This window comes from Aquimarina sp. EL_43 (genome assembly GCF_943422735.1).
Classification (GTDB): Bacteria; Bacteroidota; Bacteroidia; order Flavobacteriales; family Flavobacteriaceae; genus Aquimarina; species Aquimarina megaterium.
Map to the genome: position 1 here is coordinate 5,707,934 of NZ_CALSBR010000001.1, position 26,195 is coordinate 5,734,128.

At 32.1% G+C, this 26,195-nt stretch carries 22 protein-coding genes; 7 read left to right on the forward strand and 15 right to left on the reverse strand.

The genetic code is table 11. The annotated features are described in order from the left end of the window. Window positions 1-65: 65 nt before the first annotated feature. From NNL09_RS24335 to miaA, 4 genes are read left to right on the forward strand one after another with little or no spacing between them, the layout of a single operon-like run. A complete protein-coding gene (locus NNL09_RS24335; protein ID WP_196911425.1) occupies window positions 66-1,439 on the forward strand; it encodes an exonuclease domain-containing protein in 1,374 nt (457 codons plus the stop codon). Continuing rightward, window positions 1,432-3,402 (forward strand): DUF3857 domain-containing protein, encoded by a 1,971-nt coding sequence (locus tag NNL09_RS24340; RefSeq protein ID WP_196911424.1) that lies wholly within the window; start codon window positions 1,432-1,434, stop codon window positions 3,400-3,402. Before NNL09_RS24335 ends, NNL09_RS24340 begins: the two co-directional genes overlap by 8 nt. Before the next feature lie 33 nt (window positions 3,403-3,435). Then, the gene (locus tag NNL09_RS24345) at window positions 3,436-4,275 is read left to right on the forward strand and encodes an ion transporter (protein ID WP_025664009.1); all 840 of its coding nucleotides are present in this window, start codon (window positions 3,436-3,438) and stop codon (window positions 4,273-4,275) included. Beyond that, the gene (gene miaA / locus NNL09_RS24350; RefSeq protein WP_196911423.1) at window positions 4,262-5,173 is read left to right on the forward strand and encodes a tRNA (adenosine(37)-N6)-dimethylallyltransferase MiaA; all 912 of its coding nucleotides are present in this window, start codon (window positions 4,262-4,264) and stop codon (window positions 5,171-5,173) included. Before NNL09_RS24345 ends, miaA begins: the two co-directional genes overlap by 14 nt. Before the next feature lie 49 nt (window positions 5,174-5,222). Here miaA and NNL09_RS24355 read toward each other — a convergent pair whose 3' ends face one another. From NNL09_RS24355 to NNL09_RS24380, 6 genes are all read right to left on the reverse strand, one after another. Beyond that, a complete protein-coding gene (locus tag NNL09_RS24355; RefSeq protein ID WP_025664007.1) occupies window positions 5,223-5,936 on the reverse strand; it encodes a response regulator transcription factor in 714 nt (237 codons plus the stop codon). A gap of 3 nt (window positions 5,937-5,939) precedes the next feature. Then, window positions 5,940-7,505, reverse strand: coding sequence for a sensor histidine kinase KdpD (locus tag NNL09_RS24360; protein ID WP_025664006.1), 1,566 nt, complete (start codon window positions 7,503-7,505; stop codon window positions 5,940-5,942). Window positions 7,506-7,589: 84 nt separating this feature from the next. After that, entirely contained in the window at window positions 7,590-8,168 is a 579-nt protein-coding gene (gene coaE / locus NNL09_RS24365; RefSeq protein WP_196911422.1) for a dephospho-CoA kinase, read from the reverse strand. Window positions 8,169-8,176: 8 nt separating this feature from the next. Beyond that, window positions 8,177-9,136, reverse strand: coding sequence for a YbbR-like domain-containing protein (locus tag NNL09_RS24370; RefSeq protein WP_196911421.1), 960 nt, complete (start codon window positions 9,134-9,136; stop codon window positions 8,177-8,179). A 5-nt stretch (window positions 9,137-9,141) separates the two neighbouring features. Next, window positions 9,142-10,146, reverse strand: a complete 1,005-nt coding sequence (locus NNL09_RS24375) for a glycosyltransferase family 2 protein (protein WP_196911420.1) — start codon at window positions 10,144-10,146, stop codon at window positions 9,142-9,144. Window positions 10,147-10,239: 93 nt separating this feature from the next. Continuing rightward, complete coding sequence (locus tag NNL09_RS24380; protein WP_025664002.1) at window positions 10,240-11,058, reverse strand: enoyl-ACP reductase; 819 nt, start codon at window positions 11,056-11,058, stop codon at window positions 10,240-10,242. A gap of 746 nt (window positions 11,059-11,804) precedes the next feature. Here NNL09_RS24380 and NNL09_RS24385 point away from each other — a divergent pair. From NNL09_RS24385 to NNL09_RS24395, 3 genes are read left to right on the forward strand one after another with little or no spacing between them, the layout of a single operon-like run. Continuing rightward, window positions 11,805-14,720, forward strand: a complete 2,916-nt coding sequence (locus tag NNL09_RS24385; protein WP_196911419.1) for an Ig-like domain-containing protein — start codon at window positions 11,805-11,807, stop codon at window positions 14,718-14,720. A gap of 11 nt (window positions 14,721-14,731) precedes the next feature. Continuing rightward, window positions 14,732-15,673 carry a type IX secretion system membrane protein PorP/SprF gene (locus tag NNL09_RS24390; protein ID WP_025664000.1) on the forward strand — a complete coding sequence of 314 codons (942 nt, stop codon included), beginning with the start codon at window positions 14,732-14,734 and terminating at the stop codon, window positions 15,671-15,673. A gap of 10 nt (window positions 15,674-15,683) precedes the next feature. Continuing rightward, window positions 15,684-17,633, forward strand: a complete 1,950-nt coding sequence (locus NNL09_RS24395; RefSeq protein ID WP_196911418.1) for an OmpA family protein — start codon at window positions 15,684-15,686, stop codon at window positions 17,631-17,633. An 18-nt stretch (window positions 17,634-17,651) separates the two neighbouring features. Here the strand turns inward: NNL09_RS24395 and NNL09_RS24400 are convergent, their stop codons facing one another. The 9 genes from NNL09_RS24400 to NNL09_RS24440 all read right to left on the reverse strand — a co-directional run bounded on the left by NNL09_RS24400 (window position 17,652) and on the right by NNL09_RS24440 (window position 25,918). Then, on the reverse strand, window positions 17,652-18,146 hold the full coding sequence (locus tag NNL09_RS24400; protein WP_025663998.1) for a CAP domain-containing protein: 495 nt from the start codon (window positions 18,144-18,146) through the stop codon (window positions 17,652-17,654). Between the two features lie 224 nt (window positions 18,147-18,370). Beyond that, on the reverse strand, window positions 18,371-20,035 hold the full coding sequence (gene recN / locus NNL09_RS24405; RefSeq protein WP_196911417.1) for a DNA repair protein RecN: 1,665 nt from the start codon (window positions 20,033-20,035) through the stop codon (window positions 18,371-18,373). A 72-nt stretch (window positions 20,036-20,107) separates the two neighbouring features. Next, window positions 20,108-20,992, reverse strand: a complete 885-nt coding sequence (locus tag NNL09_RS24410; RefSeq protein WP_196911416.1) for a DUF4835 family protein — start codon at window positions 20,990-20,992, stop codon at window positions 20,108-20,110. Further along, entirely contained in the window at window positions 20,985-22,196 is a 1,212-nt protein-coding gene (coaBC, locus tag NNL09_RS24415) for a bifunctional phosphopantothenoylcysteine decarboxylase/phosphopantothenate--cysteine ligase CoaBC (RefSeq protein WP_025663995.1), read from the reverse strand. The genes NNL09_RS24410 and coaBC overlap by 8 nt, the downstream gene beginning before the upstream one ends. A 4-nt stretch (window positions 22,197-22,200) precedes the next feature. Continuing rightward, complete coding sequence (locus NNL09_RS24420) at window positions 22,201-22,533, reverse strand: DNA-directed RNA polymerase subunit omega (RefSeq protein ID WP_025663994.1); 333 nt, start codon at window positions 22,531-22,533, stop codon at window positions 22,201-22,203. Between the two features lie 15 nt (window positions 22,534-22,548). Further along, a complete protein-coding gene (locus NNL09_RS24425; RefSeq protein WP_025663993.1) occupies window positions 22,549-23,343 on the reverse strand; it encodes an outer membrane protein assembly factor BamD in 795 nt (264 codons plus the stop codon). Between the two features lie 229 nt (window positions 23,344-23,572). After that, window positions 23,573-24,499 carry an ion channel gene (locus tag NNL09_RS24430; protein ID WP_025663992.1) on the reverse strand — a complete coding sequence of 309 codons (927 nt, stop codon included), beginning with the start codon at window positions 24,497-24,499 and terminating at the stop codon, window positions 23,573-23,575. Between the two features lie 20 nt (window positions 24,500-24,519). Further along, on the reverse strand, window positions 24,520-25,392 hold the full coding sequence (dapA, locus tag NNL09_RS24435; RefSeq protein WP_196911415.1) for a 4-hydroxy-tetrahydrodipicolinate synthase: 873 nt from the start codon (window positions 25,390-25,392) through the stop codon (window positions 24,520-24,522). A 1-nt stretch (window position 25,393) separates the two neighbouring features. Next, on the reverse strand, window positions 25,394-25,918 hold the full coding sequence (locus tag NNL09_RS24440) for a hypothetical protein (RefSeq protein ID WP_231389225.1): 525 nt from the start codon (window positions 25,916-25,918) through the stop codon (window positions 25,394-25,396). Between the last annotated feature and the right edge of the window lie 277 nt (window positions 25,919-26,195).

Below are 26,195 nucleotides of genomic sequence, written 5' to 3' on the forward strand. Positions count from 1 at the left end.
ATAAATAAAAAATAATAATGCCCCTTATTAAACTAAGCTTGAAAAAATAAAGATTACCGAACTATATGTATGCAATTTTAGATATTGAAACAACCGGAGGAAAATATAATGAAGAAGGAATTACTGAAATTGCTATTTATAAATTTGACGGACATGATGTAGTGGACCAATTTATAAGCCTCGTTAATCCAGAACGTCCCATACAGCCATTTGTAGCTAATCTTACCGGGATAAATAATCAAATGCTTCGTAATGCACCCAAGTTTTATGAAGTAGCCAAAAGAATTGTTGAAATTACTACCAACTGTATTATCGTTGCGCATAACTCTAGTTTTGATTACAGAATTTTAAGAACCGAATTCTCGAGATTAGGATTCGAATTCGAACGGCAATCTTTATGTACTGTAGAGCTTTCTAAAAAATTAATCCCAGATCAACAATCTTATAGTTTAGGTAAACTTGTTCGAGGACTTGGTATCCCTCTTTCTGACAGACACCGAGCCAATGGCGACGCCCTGGCTACGGTAAAATTATTTAAACTCTTACTCACAAAAGACATAGAGAAAAAAATAATTACAGAAACTGTTCGAACAGAGACTAAACGCCAGGTAGATGATAAGCTTCTTAGATTAATTGAAGACGCTCCTACAGCAACGGGAGTATATTATATGCATCGTGAGGACGGGACTGTCATCTATATTGGAAAAAGTAAAAACATAAAAAAACGCCTCAATCAACATTTTACAAACGACAATAGAAAATCTAAAAAAATACAAGAAGAGGTTGTTAGCGTAACATACGAGAATACAGGAAGTGAGCTTTTGGCATTGCTAAAAGAAAGCGAAGAGATAAAACGCAACAAACCTAAATACAATAGAGCACTACGTAAAACAAAATTTGATCAGGCCCTATACCAATTCACAGATGACAATGGGTATATAAATTTCAAAGTTCAAAAAGCAGATCATCGCAAAATAAGCATCACTACTTTTTCTAATAAACAACAAGCTAAGACTTATATGCATCGATGGACAGAAGAGTATAATTTATGCCAAAAATTAATGGGTCTGGATAATGGAGAAAGCAATTGTTTTAACTACACTATAAAACAGTGTCAGGGTGCTTGTATTTATAATGAATCTGCAGAAGAATATAATATCCGTGCACAAAAACTTATTTTCAATACTTCGTTTCAGAGTCAGGATATGATTATTGTGGATAGAGGAAGAGATATTGACGAACAAAGTGTAATATTGGTTGAAGAAGGAAAATTTAAAGGTATTGGGTACTTCAATCTCAATCATCAGATCAATAATATAGAGATTTTACGCTCTATTATTACCCCAATGACTCATAATAGAGATGCTCAACACATTATTCAAAGTTATGTGCGCACGCATAAAAGACTAAAGATTATCAAACTACAAAAAAATGTATAGAACTCTATTTTTTCTATTCTTAACTACTTTCTCTTTTTCAATAAGTGCTCAAGAAGCTTACAATGATAAAAATATGGTGGTAAGCATGATCGATTTGCAAAGTACAACATATAAAAAAGACAGTACCGCAAATGCTTTTTTCATATACGAAAAAGGGTTTAGCAGAGTAGAAAATGGTGGTGGTTATAATCTGTTAACAGATTATGAAGCAAAGGTCAAAATATTAAATGAGCAAGGGTTTGATCATGCTACGGTAAAAGTTCTTTTATACAGAAATAAAAACAATAAAGAATCTCTTAATAACCTAGTAGCATATACTTATAACCTAGAACAAGGTAAGGTTATTAAAACTAAAGTAGAAAAAGACCAAATTTATTATGAAAAACATGATCAAAACTTCACTTCTGTAAAATTTACATTTTCTAATATAAAACCAGGATCTGTACTTACTTATAAATACCAGTTAGAATCCCCTTTTATGTATAATTTTAATGGATGGGAATTTCAAGATGACATCCCAAAAATGTATAGTGAGTTTATAGCTGATCTACCTGGCAATTATGTCTACAATATAAAACTCGTAGGAACTCTAAAACTAAACACCAGTGAATCTACTATTAAAAAAAACTGTCTTCAGGCATCAGGTTTAGGATCTGCCGATTGTTCTCATAACACATATATCATGAAAGATATTCCTGCTTTCAAAGAAGAAAAATATATGACGGCAAAGAGTAATTATTTTTCTCGTATTGAGTATGAATTAAAAGAATTTAAAGGATTTGATGGAGTCAATAATAAATATACCGAAACATGGAAAAATGTTGATATCAAATTAAAAAAAGAAGCAGCTATTGGAGTACAACTTAAAAAAACGGGAATCACTAAAGATATTCTTCCCGACACAATACAATCAATGCCTAATGACGTGATCAAAGCAAAAGCAATATATCGTTATATCGCTAATCATTATAAATGGAACAAAAAGAACGACATTTTTAAAGGTAATTCTATTTCTGAAGTAATTAACTCTAAATCAGGTAATGTCTCTGGTATAAATATTTTATTACATAACACACTGAAACAACAACAATTTAAAGTTTATCCTGTATTACTATCGACAAGGAGTAATGGCTACGCTACAACTATACATCCTGTAATTTCTGATTTTAATTACTTAATTACACAATTAACTATCGAAGATGAGACATTTCTTCTAGATGCTACAGAAAATAATTTAGCGTTCGGAGAAGTACCTTTTAGATGCTTAAATGTACATGGTAGGTTATTAGATTTTAAAAATGGTAGTTCCTGGATAGATATAAAACCCGCAAAGCGTTCCTTAATTTTTTATAAAGAAGAATTAAAACTAAATGAAAAATTAGAATTAGACGGTAAAGCAAAACATGTTTTCGCTGGTTACCATGGATACTATAAGCGAAAAGAACTGGATCAGGTAAACAAACAAAGTTATTTAGACTTAAGGAAAAAGAAAAACTCTGAAGTAAAAATAACCAACATTAATATTAAAGATGAGAAGGATTATGAAAAACCATTTGAAGAAGAATTTCAATTCACAAGGAATACCGAAACAATAGATAACACGATTTACATAAAACCATTTACCCTACCTTTTTTCAAAGAAACTCCTTTCAAACTTAATCAAAGAACATATCCTGTTGATTTTGGCTATCCAGATTCATACACATACTTAGTTTCTATCGAGTTGCCCGAAAATTATGAATTTGTCGATATCCCAAATAATTCTTTGTATACTATTCCTAATCATCTAGGTCAGGTAGGTGTCAATTTTCAGAAAAATGAAAAAAAATTAATTATTACTCATAGAATAACATTTAATTCTTCATATTATCCTGTAGAATACTATAAAACACTTAAAGAATTTTTTAATCTTATTATTGAAATAGAAAATGATACTCTTATAGCCGTTAGAAGGGTACATTAGTTTTTTTAGTATTTTTATTCAAAATCAAGAAATTTGGACAATAATTCATCTCATAAGAACTGGAAAAACCAATTACACGACATCATTTATGAAGCCGATACTCCTATAGGAAAAATATTTGATGTAACTCTACTTATTTTAATAGTATTGAGCATCATTTTCGTAATGCTCGAAAGTGTAAAAGGACTATCTGCTGAAACCTATACGTTTTTATATTATGCAGAATGGATCATCACTATATTCTTTACTTTTGAATATATAGCCCGTATTATTTCTATAAAAAAACCAGCTTCCTATATTTTTAGTTTTTATGGGATCATCGATCTTTTATCTACTTTACCATTATACCTATCATTTTTTATAACAGGCACCAGTGCATTGTTGGCTGTTAGAGCGTTAAGATTACTTCGGGTTTTTAGAATTTTAAAAATCTCGAGATATATTGGTGAATCCAACAGACTAGCCAAAGCTATAAAAGATAGTAGAGCCAAAATACTGGTATTTCTATTTGCTGTATTAGTGTTATGCATAATTATGGGTACGGTAATGTATATCGTAGAAGGAGAAGAAAGTGGTTTTAAAAGCATCCCCATAAGCGTATATTGGTGTATTGTTACACTAACAACAGTTGGTTATGGTGATATTGCTCCTGTTACTCCGCTAGGACAATTTATTGCAGCCATTATTATGATCATGGGTTATGGTATTATTGCTGTTCCTACGGGTATTGTTAGTGCCGAATACACACATCATCAAGCTAGTAAAGTACATCTAAATACTCAATCCTGTAGTCATTGTAGTGAGAATGAGCATCGCGATAACGCTAAATTCTGCCATAAATGCGGAGAAGACTTACATCATGACCAAGAATAAAAATCTAATTGTGGTTGTTGGCCCAACTGCTATAGGCAAAACCAGCTTAAGTATTGCACTTGCAAAACATTTTAATTGTGAAATTGTTTCTGCAGACAGCAGGCAGTTTTATAAAGAAATGAGCATTGGTACTGCAGCTCCTTCTCTTGATGAATTAAAACAAGCTAAACATCATTTCATTCAACACATAAGTATTAAGAATGAATACAGTGTAGGTGATTTTGAAAAAGATGCTTTAGATAAACTTAATGAATTATTCAAAAGCAATGACTATGCTATTCTAGTTGGAGGTTCTGGGCTCTATATCGATGCGGTAACCAAGGGGTTGGATCGTTTTCCTGAAATAGATATAAAGATTAGACAAGAACTTCAAAAAGAATATAACGACAAAGGAATCGAAAATTTGCAGCAACAATTAAAAATTTTGGATCCATTGTATTATGAAAAGGTAGATCTAAACAATACACATAGAGTTATGAGGGCTCTAGAAGTATGTATTGGCAGTGGAGAACCTTATTCATCATTTCTTACTAAACCACGAAAGAAACGACCTTTTAACACTATTAAAATTGGGGTTACTGCAGAAAGACAAACTATTTATGACAGAATAAACCAACGCGTAGAATTAATGGTTGAAGCGGGTTTACTAGATGAAGTAAAAAGCCTTTACTCTTATAAATCTTTAAATGCATTGAACACTGTTGGGTATAAAGAAATATTTAAATACCTGGATGAAGAATGGGATTTGAATTTTGCTCTTTCTGAAATCAAAAAAAACACCAGACGTTTTGCCAAAAGACAGCTTACCTGGTTTAAAAAAGATTTAGAAATTAGTTGGTATGACTACAAAGAAGATATTAAATCTATTATAATGCATATAAAAAAAAGCTCACTATGATAATTGCACATAGTGAACTTTTTTTAGAAGTTAGTTACCGTTACTATTCCTACGATTCTTCGTTTCTTACAACTAGTCTAAATCCTTCTCCATGAATATTAAGAATTTCGACATTTTCGTCTTTCTTCAAATATTTTCTAAGTTTGGCTATATATACATCCATACTACGAGAGGTAAAATAATTATCATCCCTCCATATTTTTGTCAATGCTAATTCTCTAGGCATTAAATCATTAAGATGTAACGCTAGTAAGCGAAGTAATTCATTCTCTTTTGGAGAAAGTTTAATTGGATCTTCTTCTTTAAACGTTAAAAAGCGAAGTTTCGAATTAAGATGAAAGCCTCCAACGTTAAACTCAAACTGTTTACTATCGGCAACAGATTCTGTGCTTTTACGCTGCATAATAGCTTGTATTTTCATTAACAACACTTCGCTATCAAAAGGCTTATTAAGGTAATCATCTGCCCCTACTTTGTATCCTTTCAATACATCTTCTTTCATTGCTTTTGCAGTTAAAAAGATGATTGGTATTTCTTCATTTTTTTCTCTAATCTCCTTTGCTAATGTAAATCCATCTTTATAAGGCATCATGACATCAAGAATACACATATCATAATCATCCTTTTTGAATTTTTCGAAGCCTTCCATACCATTTTTAGCATGCACAACATCATAATCGTTCATTACAAGATAATCCTTTAATACTGTTCCGAAGTTTGGATCATCTTCTACAAGCAAAATCTTTTTGTTTTCTGTTTCCATATTTTAAGATATTAACGGTAATTTAATTATAAATGTGGAGCCTTTTCCCCTTTCACTCTCCACCCATATCTGACCATGATGATCATCTATAATTCTCTTTACGTATGTTAGCCCTAATCCGTGTCCTTTTACATTATGAAGATCTCCGGTATGTTCTCTAAAGAACTTTTCAAAAATCTTTTTCTGTGCAACTTTACTCATTCCAATTCCTTGATCACGAACTTTAAGAACAATACTATTTTTTACATTTTCTGTATACACATCTATTTTGGGCTCATTTTCTGAATATTTTATTGCATTATCCAGAATATTCACAATTACATTAGTCAAATGACTATCATTAGCTAATACTGTTGTTTTAAGCGCTCCTAAATGCATTTTCACATACCCTTCTCTATTTTCTACAAGTAGAGACACATGAGTAATTGCATCTTCAATAATATCGTGCAACTCTTGTCTTTCTTTTTTAATGTTAAGTTCATTTTTCTCTAACTGAGATATTCTTAACACATTTTCTACTTGGGCATGCATTCTTTTATTCTCTTCACGTATCATACTCATATAACGCTGTACTTTCTCTGGATCTCCTCCTATTTTAGGGTTCTTTATAGAATCTAATGCCAAATTAATAGTAGCAATAGGAGTCTTAAGCTCATGCGTCATATTATTAATAAAATCTGTTTTAATTTGTGATATCTGCCGTTGCTGCATCAATTGTGATAAAGCACTGGAATATGCAACTACAATAATTAACGTAAATATTATAGATAATATGGCCATTCCCTTGATAGAAGAAAGTACATATTGTTTTTTTCCAGTAAAGTTAACATATAACTGATACTCACTTACGCCTTCATCATTTACAAAAAGTGGTATTGCATATGTTGTTGGATAATCCAAACTAAAATCATCAGAACGTACTTTGGTTGCTAAAGCATTACTATAAATAGCATATTCAAAGTCTACTTTTATATCTCTCTCTTCCAGTTCTTTCTTTAATAGATAATCTATTTCTCTTTTTTGAACTCTTCTATGTATTGGTATAAAACTGGCAATTTCGCTTATTACTATTTCATAATCCATTCTTTGGAGATCTGTTAACCCACGTATTCTCTCTAGTTTGGATTTAGAATTTTGCTTTACAAAATCACTTTTATCATTTTGCGTAGCAACATCGGCATTACGATTTAAAATATTTTTTAACCGAACCGTATCAATATTTAAATTTATAAAAGACGAAAACAACTTATAGTCTTCTTCTAAAATACCATCTGTATGTGTAAACGACTTTGTCGTATTATCAATACTAATATTTAGAAGTTGACGTATAGTTTTGTTATCAGGCTCTTCTATGCTATCCAGAATCTCTTGTAATGGAAAAAACATCTCTTCAAACTCTCTGTATTGAATTCTATTAGATACAGATATCAATATTTGTTTCGCATTAAAAGAAAACTGCTCTTCATTATTCTCTACAGTGTTGTTAATCCAATATCCCTGAACAAAAATAATCCCAATTAACGATAAACTCATCAGGATTATCAGCAACACGAATAACCTTTTATTCATAACTCAAAAGTAAGACTTTAACATTTAGCTACTTTAGGGTTTAACCAAATGTTAACAAAATGAAAGATTCGGATTACAAACATTTTATAAAGATATTTCCCTATGAACCTTATGTACTTGATTTTCAGTATCTTCTATATTTTTATTATATATTACAAAATCGGCTAATGGGATTTTTCGAGCATCTTCCCACTGATTATTCATCCTAGAAAGGATATCTTCTCTTGTAGTTTTATCTCTTTTTAGGACTCGTTCAATTCTTGTTTCTATTGGTGCCGATACCAGAATAGTATAATCACATTGTTTATGACCTTCATTTTCAAAAAGTATAGCCGCTTCTTTTACTACATAATTCCCTTTTTGTTTACTTTTCCAACAATCAAAATGGTTTGCCACAGCAGGGTGAACAATTGCATTTAACTGAAGTAGTTTTGAAGAATCGTTAAACACTACATTTGCTATATATGATCTGTTTAACTCTTCGTTTATATACGAATCATTTCCTAATAAATCGATAATTTGCTTTTTTACTAATGCATCCTCATTCATAAGCCTTTTAGCCTCGATATCGGCTATATAAACTGCAACCCCTAGTTGTTCAAACATTTTGGCCACTGTAGATTTTCCACTACCTATACCACCTGTTAGACCTACTACTTTCATACTCTAACTTATTTCAAAACTACAAATTGAACTTGTTTTACCTGTAACCGTACATCATGAATGTAATCTGGTTTATTCACCAACTCTAAAGTTAAAAACGAACTTTCTTCAGATGCTTTGGCATAATCAGCTACTACCATAAAATCTCTGGGGCTTATTTCATTATATTTATCTAATCCTACCCTGTATACTACAGAAATTTCTTTAGGAAAAATCTTAATTTCTGTACCTTCTGGTATATTATTTAATGTTATAGGAATTTTTTGATCTCCCTCTGTAAATTTACTCACCAAAACGTTAGCCTGTACTTGAGCAGGAGTAACAGTAATGGTAGTTGGTAATTCTTCAATATTAATATCTAATTCTGAAGTATAGTTAACGTTTAACCCTTCTAAATTTAGATTTTCTGTTGTTATATATTGTATGGTATCTATTATTTGTGAAGGACCACTAATTGTTATAGAATCAGGAGAAACTACTAACCCCTTATCACTACCATATCCAATAGCATACTGAATCTTCTCGGCGATTTTAACCGGGATCTTTTTTTTCAGATTATGATCTAATTTTAATCGTATGGTATCTTTTTGCACAGATAAAACTCTTCCTTTAAAGTCCAATTTATTTTTTAAAACCGAAGATTCTTTATCAACACGAAAATAATATCGATCTCCACTATTAATAACTGCATCCTCTACATTAAATTGTAATGTTGGTCTGCTCCAATTATGATTCATCAATCTAAAACCATTCCCATTAAGAACCATTCTTAATGTTTGGTCACTCTGCTCATTAAAAATTTTGTCTTGTGGTATATTAGTATATTGTATAGCTACTTCTACTTCTTGGGTATAATTTTTAGAGAATTGTATAAATAACCACAAGATCGAAGTGAATATTAGAAAAAACAAAAAGGTTTTTACATTATTCCTTTTTAAGGAAAATCTATTCTTTTTTCTAGCTGACATACAAATTACTTTGAAAAAAACAATTTCTTAAATTGTTTTTCGGGTACTTTTTTCAATAGATGAATATAATAATAAGATTTCAGGAATCCTTTTCCGTATCCATAAAATTGTATCAAAACTGCTAAAATAGATTGTACGCCTATAGACAGATTTTTATATTCTAGCGTAGCGCCTAGAAAAATAACCCCTAAATACACACCTAAAATAGCAACAAAGTACCACCATCCCAAAAGTGCAGTCACTATAGAAAATACAATATATAGCAAGAATAAGGTAGGGAACCAATATGTAATTTTGGCTGTATCTGGATGCCATCGATTTAAAATAGGTCGTACCAATCCAAACTTATTTACCTGTATATAGAATTTTTTCCAGGAAATTCTTCTTTTATGAAACACTTTGGCATCAGGGATTAATGTAGTGTCATATCCTAATTTCCATAATCTTATGGTAAGATCCGGGTCTTCTCCGGGGTGTATATTTCCGAAACCACCCGAAGCCTCAAAAGCTTCTTTTGACAATCCCATATTAAAACTACGGGGCTGAAATTTTCCTAATGTATTTTTACGTCCTCTAATTCCGCCAGTAGTTAAATACGAAGTCATACTATAACTTATTGCTTTCTGAAGGTTAGAAAAGCTTTGATGAGCGTCATCGGGACCTCCGTAACAATGCACAAAAGTATTGGATAAAAAACGTTCTGCTTTAGACAAATACTCTCTTGGTAATAGCACATCACTATCTAGAATAACAAAGTAGTTACCTTTTGCCTTACGCATACCATAGTTACGAGAATCTCCCGGGCCAGTATTTGGCTTTTGGTAATAACTTATAGATAACCTATCTTCAAAAGTCGCTATAACCTCCTTTGATGTTTCAGACGATCCATCTTCGACAATTACAATCTCATATGGCTTGGTATAATCCATATCCACCATGCTATCCAGTAGCTCTTTAATCTCATTTGGCCTGTTATAAACTGGCACAATAAAGGAGAAATATATTTCCATATTGCAAAGGTAAGTGGTCTAAATAAAAAATCCCATACCAATTAAGAATGGGATTTTTTATTAATCTTATAGTAGTTTTTTTTTAGAAAATCTTTATTCTTCTCCTACAAATTTATCCATCACTAACTGGCTTACTCCCATATTAGAAAAACCTCCATCGTGGTATAAATTCTGAAGAGTTACTTTTTTGGTTAAATCAGAGAATAGTGTAATGGTATAATCGGCACATTCTGCTGCCGTGGCATTACCTAAAGGAGACATTTTATTTGCATATTCTATAAATCCATCAAACCCTTTCACTCCTTTTCCTGCAGTTGTTGGGGTTGGAGATTGAGAAATTGTATTCACTCGCACATTACTATCTCTACCAAAGAAATATCCAAAACTACGAGCAATAGATTCTAAATATGCTTTATTATCTGCCATATCATTATAATCAGGAAACACGCGCTGTGCAGCCATATATGTCAATCCAACTATACTTCCCCAGTCATTCATTGCCTTTTTCTTATATAAGGTTTGCATTGTTTTATGAAAAGAAAGAGCAGATACATCTAATCCTTTTTGTGTCCAGTCATAGTTCTGATCTGTATAATGACGTCCTTTACGCACATTTATTGACATCCCTATAGAATGTAAAACAAAATCAAGTTTACCGCCCAAAATTTCTACTGCTTTATCTACAAGATTTTCTAAATCTTCTAACGAAGTAGCGTCTGCAGGTATAACTTGAGTATTGGTTTTTTCTGCAAGAGTATTTATAGCACCCATTCGCATTGCGACAGGAGCATTAGTAAGAACAAAACTTCCTCCTTCTTCATAAACACGTTCTGCAGTTTTCCAAGCGATTGAATTTTCGTCAAGTGCCCCAAAAATAATTCCTCTTTTACCTTTTAATAAATTGTATGACATTTAATTATAAATTAAAGTATGGTTATACGAGTGGTAAAGATAATAAAACGACCCAAACCACAACCAATCGAAATAGAATTTAGTTAAGTATGTAAAAAAAATAATTAGCCACACATGGTGATAAAATATTAATCAAACCTCTATATGATAAACTAATAATGTTTCTATCTCTATAAGAAATAGAAACCTATGATTGCGATAACTTATAAATAACGTTGAGAGTTTTAAAAAAACTGACTTTTAAAATCTAATTAAAAATTAATCTATGATCAGTTGATTTTTATCAACATATACCTTATATTTGACATATAATTTTGATTGAGTATTGTTTTCAAAATATCATTGATTTGATATATAAGATTATGATACGAAATACCCCCCATAATGTATATTATTTCTCCCCTTAGAAAAAATATACTATTTCATCCCCCCCTTAGTATTGAAATAATTATAGAGTTATTTCTATAACAGAATTTTTAGTTACATAAAGATGATGTACCTATTTCTGAAAAAGTTTGTTTTCATTAATACAAGTAGGTAACTAATTCTTAGTACTATAAAATACAGTCGATTTATCTGTTGAAATAATTCTTTATATAAAAAATTAACCATTATTAAGAATATACGTTATGGAAAAAAATTACCAAGTTACCAATTATCATTGTCAGATGTTTTCATTTTTTGATTTTTAAAACACTAAAAAAACAGGGGCTTTTTTCTTAGAATAAATTAATAAAACGGGGCATATGAAAATTATTACGTTAACTCTCTTACATAAGAGAATCACCACTCTTATTTGTCTTTTTGCACTAGTATTCTCTTCGACTTGTGCTTATGCACATTATCCTCATGAATACAAGTACACTTCTTTGACCTTAAAGGATACTACTACAATTAATACCAAATATACCAATCCATTAAATCTTACTATACTTAAAATACAGGATGCCACAACTACAGGAATATGTTGTGATGGCAAAGCCAAAGCAATCGCTTCTGGTGGAAAACCTGGCTACACATATCAATGGAGCGCTTCTGCCAACAATCAAACTACAGCAACGGCAAGTCTTCTTACCAATCGTACCCACAGTGTTACAGTAACCGATGCCGATGGAACTCAAGTAACAAAAAGTATTGTCATTAAATGTCTAAATACTTGCGATATTAAAGCTACAAATACTATAACTCATGTATCTTGTAATGGCGATGCTACAGGATCTGTTAATCTAACAGTCGAAAACGGTACTCCTCCATTTACTTTTGCATGGAGCAATGGTTCTTCTAATGAAGATTTAACTAATGTAGTTGCCGGAACATATTCGGTAACGATCACCGATGCTTTAAATTGCACTACCACAAGCTCAGCCACCATAACCGAACCCAGCAAAGCAGTATCTGCTTCCGTAAAGGAATTAACTCATATTAGCTGTAACGGTTCGGGCCAAATTACTGTAGAAGGAATCGGCGGAGTACCACCTTATACATATTCTATCGATAATGGAGCCAATTATCAAACCAGCGAAACATTTCTAGATCTCGCACCAGGACGTTATACTATAAAGATACGTGATGCTAATTGTTGTACTTCTATAGTTTGCACAACAATTTTATTTAATTGCACAGACGCTGTGACAGACATTAACAACACTTTTATTAATACACCCGTTTCTGGTAATGTATTAACCAACGATGAAGATCTCGAAGGAGATACACAAACAGTAACTACTACTACTGTAACTACCATAGAAGGGGTTAATGTTAATATAGAGCCTAATACAGGTGTTTATACTTATACTCCTCCTACCGGCTTTACAGGAGAGGATTCTTTTGAATATACCATATGTGATGATGGCAATCCAATTGCTTGTGACACGGCTACTGTATATATCGAAGTACTCCCTATTAGCGATCCAAAAAATGAAGCACCCATTGCAAATCCAGATACTGCAATTACCGAAATAAATACTCCTGTAAACGGTAATGTATTAGTTAATGATTTTGATCCCGATGGAGACCCTATTATAGTAACAACCCCTACTGTAACCACCACAGAAGGAATTACCGTAGCTATAGATCCCAATACGGGCATATATAGCTATACACCTCCTCTTGATTTTACTGGTGATGATACTTTTGAGTATACTATATGTGACAATGGTAATCCTGCTCTATGCGATACCACTATTGTAGTAATTACCGTTATAAAAAACCAGAACAACAGCACTTTTGCTAATGATGATGCATATTTTACTGCCTGTAAAAATATTCAAGGAAATGTACTGGATAATGACTTTGATCCAGAAGGAGACACACAAACCATAAACATAGCCCCTGTAGATGATGTAGATAACGGAACCCTTACTCTTAACACCAATGGTTCTTTTACTTATATCCCTAATTCTGGGTATACAGGCACAGATAGTTTTATTTACACAGTATGTGATAATGGCTCTCCGATCGTTGCTTGTGATCGAGCCACTGTATACATTACCATCTCTGCTATAGTGCCACCCAATATCACTAATTGTAATGTAACAGACGAAACTATAGAATGTAATGGAACAACTAATGAAACCATAGCCAACACCTGGAACGCCAATAATATTGCAGAATTAGAATCCTGCGCTTCTGACACTTGTAATACAGATTTTACTGGTCAAATAACTTCAAATTATGATTTTAATAATTTAGTAAGTTCTTGCGGATTAGGCGGAGCTATAGAAGTTACATACACTATTACAAGTGATAATGGAGATACAACAACTCTTACTGCTACTCTTACCTTACATGATTCTACACCTCCAGACCTAACAAGCTGTACAATTACTGATTTAACCTTAGAGTGCTCTACAACTAATATTGAAGAAATTGCTAACCAATGGAATAGTGATAATATTGCACTACTGGAAACTTGTGCTACAGATAATTGCAACGTGAGTACAACTGCATTGGTAACTTCGGATTATGACTTTAACAATATAACAGATGGAATCCTGATAGTAGAATACACTATCACAGATGATTGTAACAACGCAACTACAGTGCAAGCTACAATAACATTCGAAAACAATTCTGTAACCGCAAATGATACTACATTATGTGCTCTGGATGAAATAGAATCGCAAATTTTTGATTTGTTTGATCTATTAGAAGGCGAGTATCGTACTGGCGGAACATGGGAAGTTATATCAGGAAATGCATCTATAGTTGATGATCATTTTTTTGATCCACTAAGCATAGAATTATTTGGCGAAGACGCTTCTGAAGAGATCGCATTTAGTTACACAGAAAACAACCTGGCTTGCCCAATATATCTCGAAACAACAATAGAAGTGCATAATAGATGTGCAGTATTCTCTTGTGGAGAAGACACTATCAAAATTTCAAAGGTAATTACACCAAATGGAGATCCGTACAATGAATATTTTGCAGTGAATGGTGTAGAAAATTGTGGTTACGTTGTAGATGTTAAAATTATTAATCGTTGGGGGGCGATTATATACAAATCAAGTGATTATCAAAATGATTGGAATGGCACAGCACATCAATCATCTTTAGGGTCAGCAAACCAAGTACCTAGTGGCACATATTATTGTATTGTAACGATCAACAATAGTGGTTTAAAACCCATTAGTACCCCATTATATATTGGAACAAAATAAAAAAACAACTAATGGGCATCACAAAAAATAAAATAACAGTACTACTAATACTTTACATTAACACCATCGGGTATGCACAACAATTGCCGCAGTTTACGCAATATATGTTTAATACCATCTCTATAAATCCAGCCTATGCAGGTAGCAGAGAAGCATTAAGTATTGTAGGTTTACATAGAAGTCAATGGACAGGAATACAAGGCGGTCCTCAAACTCAGACATTATCTGCTCATTCTCCATTGCGAAACGAAAAAGTAGGACTTGGATTATCTGTAATACGAGACACCCCTGGTTTTGAAAACTACTTATATATTTATGGTGATTTCTCATATTCTATTAATATTACGGATAATTCGAAATTAGCTTTTGGGGTTAAAGCTGGGGCTACTAATTATCATCTAGATCGGGAATTTTTGAATGACCCTGAAGTAACGCAAGATCCTTTCTTTGGAAATTACTCAAACCGTTGGAATCCCAATATTGGCGCCGGACTATATCTGCACTCAGACAGGTGGTATCTTGGGCTATCATCACCAAGAATATTAAATACCGATAATAATCGTACCGCCGAAACATCTACCGTAGAATATGTAGCCCTAGAACGTGTTAGTTATTACCTTACAGGAGGGTATGTGTTTGATCTCAGCACAAACACAAAATTAAAACCGTCAGCTCTTCTTAAAGCTACTAATGGCGCGCCAATTTCTGTTGATCTAAATGCTAATTTCCTATTCTATGAAAAATTTTGGCTCGGAGGCTCATATAGATATAATGAGCACACCGCTTCAATTGGAGCCTTAGCAGATTTTCAAGTAACAAAGCAAATTAGGGTTGGCTATGCCTATGAACATTTTATTTCAGACATACGTCCCTATATTGGTGGCACTCATGAAATTTTACTGATGTACGAATTATTTAATGAAAAGCGTGTCAGGTCTCCCAGGTACTTTTAATAGCATACGTATGAAAAATAGAATATTTCTAATTTTAGCACTCCTGTTCAGCACCTTTATTTATGCGCAAAAAATAAAGGTAGCAGATAAATATTTTAGAGATTTCGCATACTTAAAAGCTATTGAATTATACAAAGAAGCATTAAAAAGAGAAGATAGTAGTAAACATATTCTATCTAGAATAGGAGATTGCTATTATAACAATTCTAACTCAGAACAAGCATATTTTTGGTATAACAAAGCAGTTAACAAATACAAAAAGATACACCCTCAATACATCTACAAATATATTCAAACCTTACGAAGCTTAGGTAAATATGACGAAGCCAATCAGTGGCTTAAAAAATTTAAAGCACTTCAAAAAAATGGTAAATACACCAAAGATTTTGAAAGCATAAGTCTTGAAAAATTTCAAGAATTATCTACTCCGAAAGATATTCATGTTCGTGTAATAAACCTAAACTCTAATAGCAAATACTCTGATTTTGGCGGGTTTGAACAAAATGGAAACTTATATTTTTCATCTTCTAGAGCAGATGACAATGCCAAAGGCAAAAAGAAAATTTATAAATGGAATGGAGAACCTTATTTAAACATTTATCAATCTACAATTGATCGAATTGATTCGACCATTGTAGTAAACAACATTGCTCCTATTTCTTCAGACGCAGTAAATTTAAAGAATGAACACGAAGGTACATTAACAATCACTAAAGATGGTAAAACACTCTTTTTTACCAGAAACAACATTAACAAAAGAAAAAGAACATCTTATGATAAAGAAGGTAATTCTAATCTAAAATTATATAGAGCCAAGCTTAAAGGCAATCAATGGACAGCCATTGAAGAATTACCATTTAATGACAAAACTTTTTCTACGGGGCATCCAGCGTTAAGCCCTGATGAAAAGACCTTATATTTTGTATCAGACAGAGAAGGAGGATACGGACAATCAGACATATACAAAGTAGCTATTAATGACGATGGTTCTTTTGGAACTGTAAAAAATTTAGGAAACAAAATTAATACCGAAGGCCGGGAAGTTTTTCCTTTTGTAGCAAAAGATTCTACATTATATTTTTCATCAGACAGCCATATAAATCTTGGGTTTTTAGACATTTACAAATCTAACATACTTAAAAAAAGAACCAATGAGGAGGTCGAAATTAAAAACCTGGGAGCCCCATACAATAGTGGCTATGATGATTTTGCTTTCTTTTTAAATACAGATGGTGATTCTGGGTATTTTTCTTCTAACAGAATTGGAGGTAAAGGTAGCGATGACATCTATATATTTGACAAATACGAATGTAAGCAAGTTTTGACCGGAGTAACATACGACAAACTCACCTTAAAACCACTTGCAGAAGCTACTGTTAAAATCATTGATGAAACAGGTAAAATTATCAATACTACCCTATCTGATAATAACGGCAACTATCTTTTTGAAGAGATATCATGTGGAAAAACATATTCTATTCTTGCCTCCAAGGCAAATTACAAGCCAGATTCTAAACAATTTTCTACAACTACAACTAATGGCAGTGAAATCAAACTAGATCTATACCTAATTCCCTTAATCATAAAAAAAGAAATTGTAGTAAATCCTATTTTCTTTGATTTTGACAAATATGATATTCGTGCAGACGCTGCATATGAATTAGAAAATATCGTTAATGTGATGCGAGCAAACCCAAAAATGATTATAAAGATTGAGTCTCATACAGATAACCGTGGTAGTGCCAAGTATAATATGAAACTTTCTTACAAACGGGCTAATGCTACAAGAGATTATATTTTATCAAGAGGGATTGCCGCAGATAGAATCCCGAGTGCGATAGGTTATGGTGAATCACGATTATTAAACAAGTGTGGGATAGATAACAAACCTCCTTGTACTGAAAAAGATCATGATGAAAACAGACGTTCAGCTTTTTTGATACTCAATGACTATGAATAATCGAAGTCATTAAGAAGATTATCTTTTAATAAAAATATTAGTACAGTACATCACACCATCTTCATCTTGCTCTATAGAAATATCAAAATCTGTAAAATCACCTTCTATGGTACTTCTATGACTATCACTTTTTATCCATGCATTAACAATAGATTCTGCCGAGGAATAACCATATCCTACGTTTTCGGCTACTTTACTTGCTCCTGCATTTGCAACAAGATATGATTTACGCTCATAAAAATAATCGTGAGATATATTATTTTGCTTAATCATGTAATCGGTATGACTATAGGCTTGTGATTTTATAATATCTAGAGATTCAAGAGTATTTAAATTTTTAGAAACCCTATAGCTATTTATAAGATCTAAAATTTCAATTTCTATTGATTTTACTTCTGGAACAATAAATTCCTTGTTAGAAGAATCTAAATTTTCTTCAACATTTTCTGCAGAACAGGAATATAACAACATTGCCATACAAGCAATATAGATTACTTTAATAGGTAATTTCATAATTTGGGGGCGTAGGTTTGGGGCTACTTGCACAAACTACAAAATAAAAGAAAACAAATTAGGGTTAAAAATGTTAAAATCGATGAAAAACACCCTTTAAACGTATTATATTGCAAATAATCGATAAAATACACAGATTTAGCACTTTAACACTTGTTTTCAACTATTAAATCAAAGGAAGTAAAAGTCTACTTATTTATGATAGATTTACAACTTTGCCCTATTTAATTTAAGGCTGAATTTAATAATGATTTTGCATGGGTTAATGCCGAATCAGAAATGTTTTTGCCACCAATCATTTCGGCAATTTCTTTAATTCGCTCTTCCTCACTTAGCAATTTAAGCTGAGTAATAGTAGTATTTTGTATATCTTCTTTATATACTTTATAATGGTTTTGACCATTAGCAGCGATCTGTGGCAAGTGTGTAATACTGAAAACCTGTAGGTTCTTACTCATATTCATCATTAAATCTGCCATTTTATGAGCAACTTCACCCGATACACCAGTATCTATTTCATCAAAAATAATTGTAGGTAGTTGTGTATATCTAGATAAAATAGATTTAATCGCAATCATGATTCTTGATAGCTCTCCTCCTGAAGCCACTTTTTTAAGTTGCCCAAAAGATCCTCCTTTATTGGCAGAGAACAGAAATGTTAATACTTCTTTTCCGTTAGACAGATATTTTTCCTGTAACTCTAAAGAGGCTTGAAATGTAGCATTTGGCATCCCCAGTGCTTTAAGAATATCCTCTAGCTCCTTTATAAGTATAGGAAGTGCCTTATTTCGTTTCTTATGAATCTTTCCTGCAACTTCATCTAATTGAGATTGGATAGTAACTATTTCTTTTTTAAGCCTCTCTATATCTTCTGACAGCGATTCTGTTTTAGAAACTTTTTCTCGTAATGTATCTGCTATTACGATCAATTCTTTTACATCTGATACCGCATGTTTTACCTGTAGATTATGTAATAATTGCAAACGCTGGCTAATTTGCTCTAGTCGTTCAGGGTCTGCTTCCAGTTTTTCTAATTCATCAAGTAAAGAGCTACTTATATCATCTAACTCTATATATACGCTCTGAATTCTTTGAGAAAGTTCTTGTAAAGGTCCAGAATACGATTCTATTTTAGAGAGATTATTTTTGATTGTATTTAATTGATCAGATACCCCAACTTCTTCTGAAGACATTATAGCAACAGATCCCGATAATCGTTCCTGAATTTCTTCTATATTATTAAGTTGATCGTATTGCTCTTCTAATTCTTGTAGTTCACCTGGTTTAAGCTTTGCTTCTTCTAATTCATTTAAAAGAAAAGCATTATAATCATATTCTTTTGTAAAATTTTCTTGATCAGTTACAAGAACACCTACTTCTTTTTCTTTTTGTTTTAAAAGCTCTAAACCTCTTTTGTAAGATTTTATTTCTCGATCTGCATCAGCCAATGCATCTAATACCTCAAACTGAAAATCATTTGTAGTTACCTCTAATGTTTGATGTTGACTATGGATATCTATTAATCTACTTCCAAGAGACGCCAATGATTGTAAAGTGACCGGCGTATCATTTATAAAAGCTCTAGATTTACCCGATGGCAAAATTTCTCGTCTGATTATAGTTTGATCTTCATAATCCAATCCTTCTTTTTCAAAAAAAGAGGTAAGCCCATATTTTTTTACATCAAAAACTCCTTCTATTACACATTTTTGAGTATTATCTTTAACACTACTAAGATCTGCTCTTTTTCCTAATAACAATCCCAAAGCACCAAGTAATAAAGATTTACCCGCTCCAGTTTCTCCTGTAATCGTTATTAAACCAGAATCAAAAGCTACTTGTAGCTGTTCTATTAAGGCGAAGTTTTTTATAGAAAGACCTCTTAGCAAAGGATAGAAAAATTTTTGTTGTTTTTAAAAAAGTAAAGATACTATTTACAATAATTAAAAATAAAGTATTGTTTAAAACTTTATAGTTTTCCAGCTTTCAGAATATGTAGGTGCTACTTTATTAAGTATTTCAACGGTTTCTGCAATGTTAACTGAAGGTCCTCCAGAAAGAACACTTGAAATTTCATCTGCTTTGGCATCAAAAAACACTCTCATTATATAAGAATTAGGTCTGGTATTATGCATTTCCTCAAGCGATTTCATAGATTCAGTAATTGTTTCTTTCCCTTGTTTTACATTATTATACATAACATCTAACCCTTCTCTATGATAGGTATACATCGTTTTTCTATACCCTTCATATGTTCCTGAAAGAAGATCATCATTAAGTCTAAACCTATTAGGGTTTTGTTCTCTGGCCCAACCAAGTGTATTACTTCCTTGAGCATTACTAACAATATTTTTGGCTTCCTGATAATAGCTGGTTCCACTATTTAACTCAAAAGTATCTGCATCTATACCTAAAATGGTATACAAATAAAATGCAACTACAGAGATTAAATTTGACTCAAAGCTATTTGGATTATAATTTAAAGGTTGAAACTCTAAGTAGTTAAAATTAAACTGCTTATCATTTATATTAAAGATTGTAGTACTATAACTAGACCCATATACCGGACGGGATGCTTGCACTTGTACTGTAGCAGAAAAAAGATCATTATCGTAACTATTTATAGTAACAAAAAAACTACAATTGATTCTTTCTTCTGTTCGATAATCTATAGAGGTCCACTTCGAGTTATTAATAAATTCGGTTAATGCACGCTCTAAGGTTTTAAAGACTTGTAAATTAGGATTACCTGTTTGCTCTGCATTAACAGCTACAGTAGCATTAAACTCCTGGGCATTAACTCCTAAGCTAACTATAAATACGATAACAAGTAACAACCTATTCATTGTTCAATGTATTAATTTCATTAAATATATCTTGTGCAACTTCTGACTTTGTCTTTAAGTCAAACGCTTTAATCTCTAATTTATGATTAATCAATGTTACTTTATTCGTTTGTCCTTTAAAACCTGCTCCTTTATCATTAAGAGAGTTAAGAACAATTAAATCTAAGTTCTTATTTTTTAATTTATTCTTCGCATTCTCCTCTTCATTTTCTGTTTCTAAAGCAAACCCAACGAGAAATTGGTTTTTCTTCTCTGCTCCCATCCATTTAAGAATATCGGTTGTTCGCTCTAATTTAATAGAAAATTCTGTATCTGCCTTTTTTATTTTTTGATCTGATATCACCTTAGGTCTATAATCTGCAACTGCTGCAGATGCAATTGCAATATCACAATCATTATACACAGAAACTACAGCTTCATACATATCTTTGGCACTAATCACATTAATCACGCGAATAAGACCATGATTAACTTTAAGAGCAGAAGGTCCTAAAACAAGAGTTACTTGTGCTCCTAAATTAGCAGCGGTTTTAGCAAGTTCAATCCCCATTCTGCCGCTAGAGTGATTACCTATAAATCTTACAGGATCAATTGCTTCATATGTAGGACCTGCAGTGATCAGAACCTGCTTATCTTTTAACGGAAGTTTCCCTAAAATATCTTTTTCTACAAATTCGATAATAGTAGAAGGTTCTGCCATACGTCCCTGACCGATCAACCCACTTGCCAATTCTCCTGATTCTGCAGGGATCATGATATTACCAAATTCTTGTAATTTTTTAAATGTTTGATGTGTAGAAGGGTGGTTATACATATCCAAATCCATCGCTGGAGCAAAATAAACAGGGCATTTTGCAGATAAATAGGTAGCTAATAGCAAGTTATCGCTATTACCTGTTGCCATTTTGGATAATGTATTAGCAGTAGCTGGTGCTATGATCATAAAATCTGCCCATAATCCCAAATCTACATGATTATTCCAAATTGCATTTTCATCTTCATCATCGAAAAAAGAGGAATGAACAGGATTTTTTGAGAGTGTAGATAATGTAAGCGGAGTTACAAAATCCTTTGCAGCAGGGGTCATTATTACTTTTACCTCTGCTCCTGATTTAATAAATAAGCGCACTAAGCTTGCTGCCTTATAAGCAGCAATACCAGCGGTGACACCAATTAAAATCTTTTTACCGCTTATTATAGACATAAATTTATAGAGACCCCGAGTCTGCTTTTGTATTTCTGTGATAAATCTTACCTTCTAACCATTCTTGTACTGCCAAAGCATGTGGTTTTGGTAATCTTTCATAGAATTTAGAAACTTCTATTTGTTCTTTATTTTCAAAAATCTCTTCTAAACTATCATTATAAGTAGCAAACTCATCTAATTTTTCAAGAAGTTCTTTCTTGATATCGGTATTGATTTGAGTTGCTCTTTTTGATATTATCGAAATTGCCTCATAGATATTATCTGTTGGCTGATCGATACGATTTTTATCAATAGTAGTTGTATTTACCGGCGCATTACTTTTTTTCAAATCCATCTTCTACTTTATTTTCTATTTATATTGTTCTAATCTTGTCTTTATATCTTCTCCTAATTCTTCTGCTTTTTCTAGATACTCTCCTTCTGTTTTATAATACTTTTTATAACTATTATAATATCCCTGAGCAGTTTCTAAACGCTCTTTTACCAAAATTTCATAACTACCGATTGCTAAAAGATATTCTGATTCTAATTTGTAATATAATACTTTTTCTCTATAAGGAGATCCAGGATGATCTATAAGGAAGTTATCAAAAGCTGAAATAGCAACTTTATAATTCTCCCTATGATGATATTGTTTAGCTACTTCATAAGTCTTTCTTTCTTTCTTTTCTCTAAGTTCTGCAACTAACTTATTTGCTTCTTTTAGATTCTCACTTTCTGGATATGCATTAATATACGCCTGAAGTTTTTCGAGTGCTTTATCTGTATCTTCCTGATCCAAGCTATATCTTGGAGACAAATTATAATAACTTTTAGCTCCTTTATAAAATGCTTCTTCTCTTTTTTGACTTTTTGGGTAAGATTTAGTAAATCTTTCAAATTGGTATCCTGCAAGATAATAATCTTCTAACTGATAATAAGTATCGGCGTAATAGAACATTATTCTTTCTGCTTGTGGCTTCCCTCTATATTGAGGTACAATCTGTTCAAAAAGCTTTAAAGCCTTTTTGTACTTCTCTTCTTTGTACAAGTTCTCTGCAGCTTTATATTTAGCAGCCAAATCTTCGCCTCTTAGTACCTTTTGGTATTCACTACAAGATCCTAAAAATAACACACAAACAAGTAAATACAATAATCTCTTCATATCTTAAAAAAACATCTGGCAAAAGTATATATTTCTGCCGTATTACAAAAACTTTAATTCATCTATTCACCTGCTACTCTCTATTGTTTCTACAATTAAGCAGGCAGAATTGGCTAATAAACATTTCTGTCTATATCATTTTATTGATTTTAGCTCATTTCAATAACTATATAATTACAGGTATGTTGCAGGATTAATAGTATTTAACATCCTAAAATATTTTTACAAATTAGGTAGAACTATGCGGTAAGGTCTTATCTAGATTATCATGATCCAGAATTGTATAGCCTTCTTCATCATAATAAAATGCTGGAATAAAACTTTGATCTTGTTTTAAATTCTTTAATACATAAGAATGAACCTGATGAACTTCTTGAGCAAAAGATTCATCATAATAACTAGCTAATATTAAAATTTCTCCGTTTAATTTTTGCAACTGCTCTTTACTAAATTCTTTTAACGGACTCAATTCATCAATAGGGTGTACAATAGTCCAGGTAGTAGGTAAGTATGTAATCGAATTTCTTTCCAGCTTTAGGCTGTAAAAATTATTGATGTATTTTTTGCCTTTACTTTCCTGAGACAAAGAGAGCGTAGCTTCAATTTTAGGTCGAATCATTACATTAGCACTTCTACTCATTAATCTAAACATAATACAATCTACTCCATTATGTTTTCTAAATACCATACTGCTACTAAACCTAATATTTGCTCTTGGCCTAGAAAACCTACCATATAACAACCCTGTGATAAACGAAAAACTCAATAATCCTATAAGAGCTTCAAAAGAAGAAATGATTCCAAAAACAAGTCCTTTTGGTGCCATCGCTCCATACCCTACAGTTGTAATAGTCTGAGCCGAAAAAAAGAAGGCATTAAGAAAATCTTTTAAAACACTCCCTGTAGATTCTGTAATATTTGATATCCCTAAAAACGTATAGATCATAGCAAATAGCGCATTGATCAAAGTATATCCCAATACAACCCATAGGAAAAACTTGGTCCAACTAATACTAATCAAGTAGTTATAGCTCTCTGATAAAGAGCTTGGTCTATTGATATGTTTTATATTAAAAGAGCCATCTGGATTGATAAATCGTTTAGCGTATTTATTAGAGGACTTACCTATACCAGGATCTTTTATTTTTTTAGCCATCACTTCATTTTTGAAAACGATTAATCTTCAACAAACTCTTCTATTCTTTTTGCTAAACCTTCTGAAACGGGTATTAATGGTAAACGAAGATTGTCTTCGCACACCCCTTTTACTTTCAGGATATTTTTTATCCCAGCAGGATTTCCTTCTTCAAAAGCATAATCTATTGCTGGTAATAATGTATATAGTTTCTCAAATGCTTTTTTTGTTTCTCCTGATAATCCTAATCGTATCATTTCTGAAAATGATGCAGGAAACCCTTGACCAACTACACTTATCACTCCGTCTCCGCCTGCTACTACAGCCGGCAATGCTAATGCATCATCACCAGAAATCACAAGAAAATCAGAAGGTTTATTTTTGATAATTTGTAAAACCTGAGTAAAATCTCCCACTGCTTCTTTAATTCCGATTATTTTATCTAATTGAGCAAGACGCAAAGTTGTTTCTGCTGTCATATTAGTTGCTGTCCTAGATGGAACATTATACAATATAACAGGTAAAGTCGTACTATCATTTATGGCTTTATAATGTCTATAAATGCCTTCTTGACTAGGCCTATTATACATAGGGACAACAGAGAGAATAGCATCAAAATCAGATGAGTTGATTTCTTTAATTTCATCAACAACCGCCGATGTATTATTTCCTCCCACCCCAATTACCAAAGGGAGTCTTTTATTATTTACTTCTACTATATGCGCTGTTAAATTCTTCTTTTCTTCTTTAGAGAGCGTAGCTGACTCTGCAGTAGTTCCTAATACAACCAAATATTCTACGTTCCCTTCTATGCAAAAATTAACTAATGATGTAACACCATCATAATCTATCGATCCATCTTTATTAAAAGGAGTAGCTAATGCTATACCTGTTCCTCTTAGAAAATCATTCATACTATATAATCTGTAAAATTTTTAAATATTTCTTAAGCTCTGATATAAAAAGATTGGTGTCATTTGTGGTTGATCCAATAATCAAATCGTTAATTCGATTATCTACTTCTGCAAAACCAACTTTAAACTTAGCTTTAGAAGCTGCTGCTACATAGTTTAGCTCTACAGAATTTTTTTCATAAAAATTGATCAAAACATCAAAATCTTTATCTACAAAATCTTGTAAAGACTTACTTTTTATTGCACCGTTTACTCCAAAACTCTTATCATTATAATAAGCCGCATCTTTATCATCTATAATTTCTTTCTGATCTTCTTTATAGCCTATTACTTTTAGTTCTTCTGATTTCACTCCTAATTCATTAGCCAGTTTCAATAATGAAACGATATTAATCGATTGAGTTGCATCAATAAGAACTGCAAGGGTTTTTAAATTAGAAATGTTTTGAGATCTGGTTTCTCTTTCTTTGAGATATGCTTCAGCACTTTTCTTTATTGCATTTCTTTTAAGACCTTTTAAAATCATTTATTAAAAAAATTAATAAGCCACAAATGTAGCCATTTTACAAATTAAAATCATCTGGTATACTTCGAGAAAAAACAAAAACTCCTCAATTAACACAACTTAGTGATTTTTGTTAAATCTATAAATATTTATCTTCTAAACGCTTCTTTTTAACAAGTTTTGTTTCCACAAAAAAAATAGTAAAAAAGTATAACCCTGCAATTTCTACAATATTGATCATTGTAGTAAATAACCTACTATAATAATACAATTCATTTATCGCAAGGAACGCATCTAC